Source organism: Microbispora sp. NPDC049125 (genome assembly GCF_040802045.1).
Classification (GTDB): domain Bacteria; phylum Actinomycetota; class Actinomycetes; order Streptosporangiales; family Streptosporangiaceae; genus Microbispora.
In genome coordinates, this window is sequence record NZ_JBEZDW010000036.1 from 89,370 (window position 1) to 95,369 (window position 6,000).

General features: G+C 66.8%; 2 protein-coding genes and 1 pseudogene. All 3 read left to right on the forward strand.

Annotation, left to right across the window (positions count from 1 at the left end):
* The first annotated feature begins 18 nt into the window (after nt 1–18).
* Nucleotides 19–1,503, forward strand: a complete 1,485-nt coding sequence (locus tag AB0B72_RS31890) for a serine protease (RefSeq protein ID WP_367742981.1) — start codon at nt 19–21, stop codon at nt 1,501–1,503.
* Nucleotides 1,504–1,986: 483 nt separating this feature from the next.
* Complete coding sequence (locus AB0B72_RS31895; RefSeq protein ID WP_367742982.1) at nt 1,987–3,498, forward strand: serine protease; 1,512 nt, start codon at nt 1,987–1,989, stop codon at nt 3,496–3,498.
* Nucleotides 3,499–3,787: 289 nt separating this feature from the next.
* A pseudogene (locus AB0B72_RS31900) lies at nt 3,788–6,000 on the forward strand (hypothetical protein); the annotation flags it as partial.

Genomic DNA, 6,000 nt, shown 5'->3' on the forward strand with positions numbered 1-6,000 from the left:
AGACCAGGGAGAACCCCCTTGAAGCGCACCCTCGCTCTCGGTGGCGTCGCAGCCGGCCTTCTCGCCGCCGCTGCCGTCGCCGCCCCCGCCGCCAACGCGGCCGGTGACACCTCCAGCACCCCGCTGGCCAACACCAACCTCGCCGCTCAGCAGGTCGCCGCGTTCTGGTACGGCGAGGCCAAGGCGAACCTGATCAACGCCACGCCGTACAACGTCGAGACCACGATCCCGGCGAAGCACGTGTCGACCGGTGGGCCGTCGGCCGACAGCAAGCCCGGCACCGTGCCGGCGATCGGTGACGAGAAGAAGTCGACCTCGAAGTCGAAGAACGTCAACCTGCCCAAGACCACGGGCAAGGTGTTCTTCATCGGCGCGGACCACAAGCCGCACTGGTGCTCGGCGACCTCGGTGCAGTCGCAGTACCACAACCTGGTCGCCACGGCCGGGCACTGCGTGTACGACACCGAGTCGAACAAGGCGACGCTCGACAAGTGGGTCTTCATCCCGGGTTACTACCAGGGCAAGACCCCGTGGGGCATCTACGTCGGCAAGCAGGCGTTCACGCACTACGACTTCGACGTCTACGAGGACGGCGACCGCGACTACGCGTTCGTCACCGTCTACAACGGCGTCCTGCCGACCAGCGCCTCCGTGTCGAAGGACCCGCTGACCTTCGAGACCAAGGCCGAGGCCGAGAAGAAGAAGGCCGAGCTGGAGGCCGACAAGTCCAACGGCTACTCGAACCTCACCATCGAGCGGAAGGTCGACACCACCACGGTGGGCGCCGCTCCGGCCGGCTCGGAGTTCGAGAAGACCTACGTCACCCTCGACACCTGGAAGAAGCTGAACCCGCAGCCGGCTGCCTGGGGCGGGTTCAAGCCGAACACCGGTGTCACCGACGCGGCCACGTTCAACAGGCCGCAGGGCTGGCCGGGCAACAACAAGGTCTCCGCCGACGGCAAGACCTACTACTTCGAGGTCAAGTTCGGCCGCAGCACGAAGTACATCACCCGTACCTTCTGGATCAACTACGACGTCGACTACTCCGTGGTCGGCAAGGCGCTGTGGATCGGGCTCAAGGACGTCGGTCGCCTCGGCGACAACGTCGGTGGCCAGGGTCTCGCCTACAACCAGAAGATCGGCCAGCCGGTCTTCGTGTTCGGCTACCCGAGCGGCTCGCACCCGGACGGCAACCACGCCTTCTCCGGCAAGACGCTCAAGTGGAGCTACGGCAAGACCTTCGCGGCGACCGCTCCGGCGATCAAGGGCGACGAGCTCGTGGGTGTGAAGTCCTCCTTCACCAGTGAGGGCTCCATCGGCTCCTCGTGGCTGCTGAAGTACAGCAGCAACCGTCGTCTGGGCTACCTGAACGGCGTGACCATCGGCGTCTCCGACTCCGACAAGAACAACCGCATCGACACCAGCGTCTCCCCGTACTTCGACGGTGAGCTCTACGGCGTCTACAGCGCGGCGAAGGCCCTCTGGTCCGGCAAGATCGTCTGATCTGCCTTCTGACCTGACGAAGGGGCCCGGCTGCCAGCCGGGCCCCTTTGCGCTTGTCCGGCCTCGTGAGCGCGTCTGGCGAAGGCGTGCGCGGGGCTCAGCTGGGAGGCGACCCTTCGCGCACCCGCGACGGCGCCTGGTGAGGCCGCGGAACCTTCGAGGAACTGATCCGAAGCCGCATCTAGAGCCATCTAGGACGTGATCGTGGGGCCGTACGGTTTCGTGGTAGGGGTGTGACCTTCGTCACATTCTCCCTAGACCGGTCCATCGATCGGCGTCGGCGTAGCTGACCGAATCCTGTGGATGATCAGGAGAAACGTGGAAAACCTCCAATGATTACGGAGGAGTTGCGTACCCCAGGGGCCTCTAGTGGAACGCTTGATTACCCACATTCACAGCTATTTCTCATATAACTTCTCCCTTGTTCCTTTACTGACGGATGGGGCGCAAGTGACGCCTCACGACAGACCAGGGAGAACCCCCTTGAAGCGCACCCTCGCTCTCGGTGGCGTCGCGGCCGGCCTTCTCGCCGCCGCTGCCGTCGCCGCCCCCGCCGCCAACGCCGCTGGCGACACCTCCAGCACCCCGCTGGCCAACACCAACCTCGCCGCTCAGCAGGTCGCCGCGTTCTGGTACGGCGAGGCCAAGGCGAACCTGATCAACGCCACGCCGTACAACGTCGAGACCACGATCCCGGCGAAGCACGTGTCGACCGGTGGGCCGTCGGCCGACAGCAAGCCCGGCACCGTTCCGGCCATCGGTGACGAGAAGAAGTCGACCTCGAAGTCGAAGAACGTCAACCTGCCCAAGACCACGGGCAAGGTGTTCTTCATCGGCGCCGACCACAAGCCGCACTGGTGCTCGGCGACCTCGGTCCAGTCGCAGTACCACAACCTGGTCGCCACGGCCGGGCACTGCGTGTACGACACCGAGTCGAACAAGGCCACCCTCGACAAGTGGGTCTTCATCCCGGGTTACTACCAGGGCAAGACCCCGTGGGGCATCTACGTCGGCAAGCAGGCGTTCACGCACTACGACTTCGACGTCTACGAGGACGGCGACCGCGACTACGCGTTCGTCACCGTCTACAACGGCGTGCTCCCCACCGGCGACACGGTCACCACGAAGCCGGCCGGGCCCTACGAGACCAAGGCCGAGGCCGAGGCCGCGCTGGCGAAGTTCAAGGCCGACAAGACCAACGGCCACTCCCGCCTGTGGATCAAGCCCTACGTGGACTGGGCCCACAAGGTCGTCGTCGGCACCCCGGGTTCGTACAAGTTCGCGGCCAGCGTCGCTCAGCTTGCGGTGGACCCGAGCACCATCAACTCGGCGCGGACCACCCTCGAGACCCAGGCCAAGGCTCACACCAGCGACTCCACCTTCAGCGACAACACGTGGGGCGTCAAGGTCACCAAGGTCACCACCGGAACCGACGGATGGAACTCGACCGACGCCACGAAGCAGACGGAGTTCATCTACACCGTCGGCGCGGACAAGTACAAGGCCACCTTCTGGGGCAACTTCGACGTCGACTACAAGATCTACGGCAAGGTCCACTGGATCAACCTCAAGGACGTCGGCCGCCTCGGTGACAACGTCGGTGGCCAGGGTCTCGCCTACAACCAGAAGATCGGCCAGCCGGTCTTCGTGTTCGGCTACCCGAGCGGGTCGCACCCGGACGGCAACCACGCCTTCTCCGGCAAGACGCTCAAGTGGAGCTACGGCAAGACCTTCGCGGCGACCGCTCCGGCGATCAAGGGCGACGAGCTTGTCGGCGTGAAGTCCTCCTTCACCGGTGAGGGCTCCATCGGCTCCTCCTGGCTGCTGAAGTACAACAACAGCCGTCGTCTGGGCTACCTGAACGGCGTGACCATCGGCGTCTCCGACTCCGACAAGAACAACCGCATCGACACCAGCGTCTCCCCGTACTTCGACGGTGAGCTCTACGGCGTCTACAGCGCGGCGAAGAACCTCTGGTCCGGGAAGATCGTCTGATCCGTCTCCTGACGGAACAGACTGTCACCTGACAGAACGGAAGGGCCCGGCATCCTGCCGGGCCTTTTTGTTTGCTGCCTTGATCTGGTGGCTATGGAGCGTGGTGGAGATCGCGCGGGGGGCGCCTCCAATTCAGGGACGGGTTTCGAGCCGTTCGGGAAGGGCTTTCAGTTGTTTGGGAGCGGACGTTCGGTCGTTTGGTAGATCTTTCGTACGACGTCTGTGACCTGGTGTTATGCCCGGGCTTTGCACCGTGTTTTGTCGGTGGCGGTCGATAGCGTGGGGGTTGTTGGACCGTTCCGGCGGGGTGAAGGGGGTGCTTGGGGTGTCAGTTGGTTCGATCGATGACTGTTCGGCCGAGGAGCACTCCTCGCCCGTGCCGGCCTTCTCCTTCGCCATGGGTGCCGGCATTGGCGCCGGTGGTGTGAAGGGGGCGGTTCCGGAGCTGTTGAAGGGCACCCCGCTCGATCCGTGTTTCGCCTTGCCCGGCAGAGATGACCGTAACGCTGGTGGCGGCGTTCCGGTGGGCGGGTTGCCCGGCGGTGAGTGGTCAGTCGCCGGTGATGCGGTGGGCGACCCGGGCGACGCCGGTGTTGGTGCCGGTGTTGGTGCCGGTGCCGGTGTTGGTGACACTGGTGTTGGGGTGGCGGGGTCGGGTGTGTTGGCGGGTGAGTTGCTGGCGATCGCCGGGCGGTTGGCGGTTGCCGCTGTGCCGGACGTCCCGGCGTTGTGCCTGGATGAGGCGGAGACGTTGATACGGGCGCGGGATCTGGTGACGTCGGCGTTGGCGGCCCGGGTGGAGCGGGTGCATGTCACTGGTGAGGTCAAGGCGCATGGGCATGCCTCCACCGGGACCTGGCTCCGCTCCAGCACGCCCATTCCCAGCTCGGCCACCACAGACCCAGCCGCCACAGACCCAGCCGCCACAGATCCCGTCACTGCCGACCCCGCCACCGGCCTGGCCAATCCCGATCTCCTCTCTCCCGGTGCGGGCGCCACTGTTGCGGACCGCACGGCAGGCGCGCCCATCAGCAATGACGCGGCCGGTCCTGGTGGGGGATCAGTCGGCAGGGTCGGGCCGGGGATGGGGAAGGCGGGTGCGGCTCAGCTGATGCGGATGGCCGTGGAGTTGGCTCGTTTGCCGGTGATCCGGGAGCGGTTTGCTTTGGGTCTGTTGCCGGAGGGGTCGGTGGAGGCGATCACGGCGGTGACGGCCAAGTTGGGTGATGAGGACGCGGTGCGGGCTGAGCCGATCGTGGCGGAGTTGGCCGGGAGCGGTTCTCCGGCGGAGATCGCCAAGGTCGGCCGGTACCTGCGGGAGTTGCTGAATCCGGGGACGCTGGACGAGGAGTGCGACGACGATTATGCCGCCCGGTTTTTGTTGTTGCGGCAGTCGCGTACCGGTGGGGTGGAGGGGGAGTTCCGCCTTGCGCGGGAGGCGTCCGCCGCGCTGGTGGAGTTCATGACGGCCTATGCCCGTCCCAAGGACAAAGACGACGACCGGCCGTTGCGGGTGCGCCAGGCTGACGCGTTCGCGGCTTTGCTGACCAAGAAGGTCTCCAGCGAGTTGCTGGTCTTGGTGCGCGCCGAATCCATGCCCGACGACGTACCTGCCGCACCCGGCATGGACGACAGCAGCGACATCGATCCCCAACAGTATGGCGACGCCCCCTGGCAAGACTCCGACCCCCAGCAGGATGAGGACGGCCCACGGCAGCAGGACGACAGCCCCTGGCAGGGTGACGGCCCCCGGCAGCAGGATGACGACGGCCTCCGGCAGGAGACTGCCCACCCTGCCCGCACACCGGACGAGCCGACCGCTGCCACCCCCGACCCGGCCCCCAGCCCGACCGCCGGGCCTCGCGACGACGGCGCAGTCACCGACAACGCCGTAGCAACCGGCGACCCGGCCACCGAGCCCGGCCAGCCCGCAAAGCCTGCCGGCCCCGCCAAGCCCACCGAGCCTGGTCAGGCTGTCGGCCCCGCCAAGCCGATCCCCACCCCGGCCCTCCAGCCGGACACCGAAACCCACCAACCCGATCCTCCCCGGCTACCCGAGGAGCACTCCCGCCAGCAGGCACCACCCGGCGGGACATCCCCGCCCGGGCACGATCACCCACAACCGGACACAGGCACACGCGCGGGTACCGGCACGGGCGTGGGCGCCGGCACGCGCACCGGCCCGTGCACAGACACGGGCGCGGGTATGGGAAGCGGAAAACACGCGGACCGGGACGCGCATGCGGGCACCGACGCGTATGCGGGCGCCAGCGGGTCCGCGGGCATCGGTGCGGGCAGCGGGGGACGCGCAGACCGGGGCACCCAAGCGGATACCAGAGCGTCTGCGGATGCGTGTCGGACGTGTGGGCATGCCCCGGATCGGCTTGCGCCTGGGTTGCTGATCGCCACCGGGCATCTGCTGCCGATCAGCGACATCCACCGCCTGGCCCGCACCTCACGCCTGACCCGCCTGGTCATCAACGCCCAAGGACAAGTCCTCGA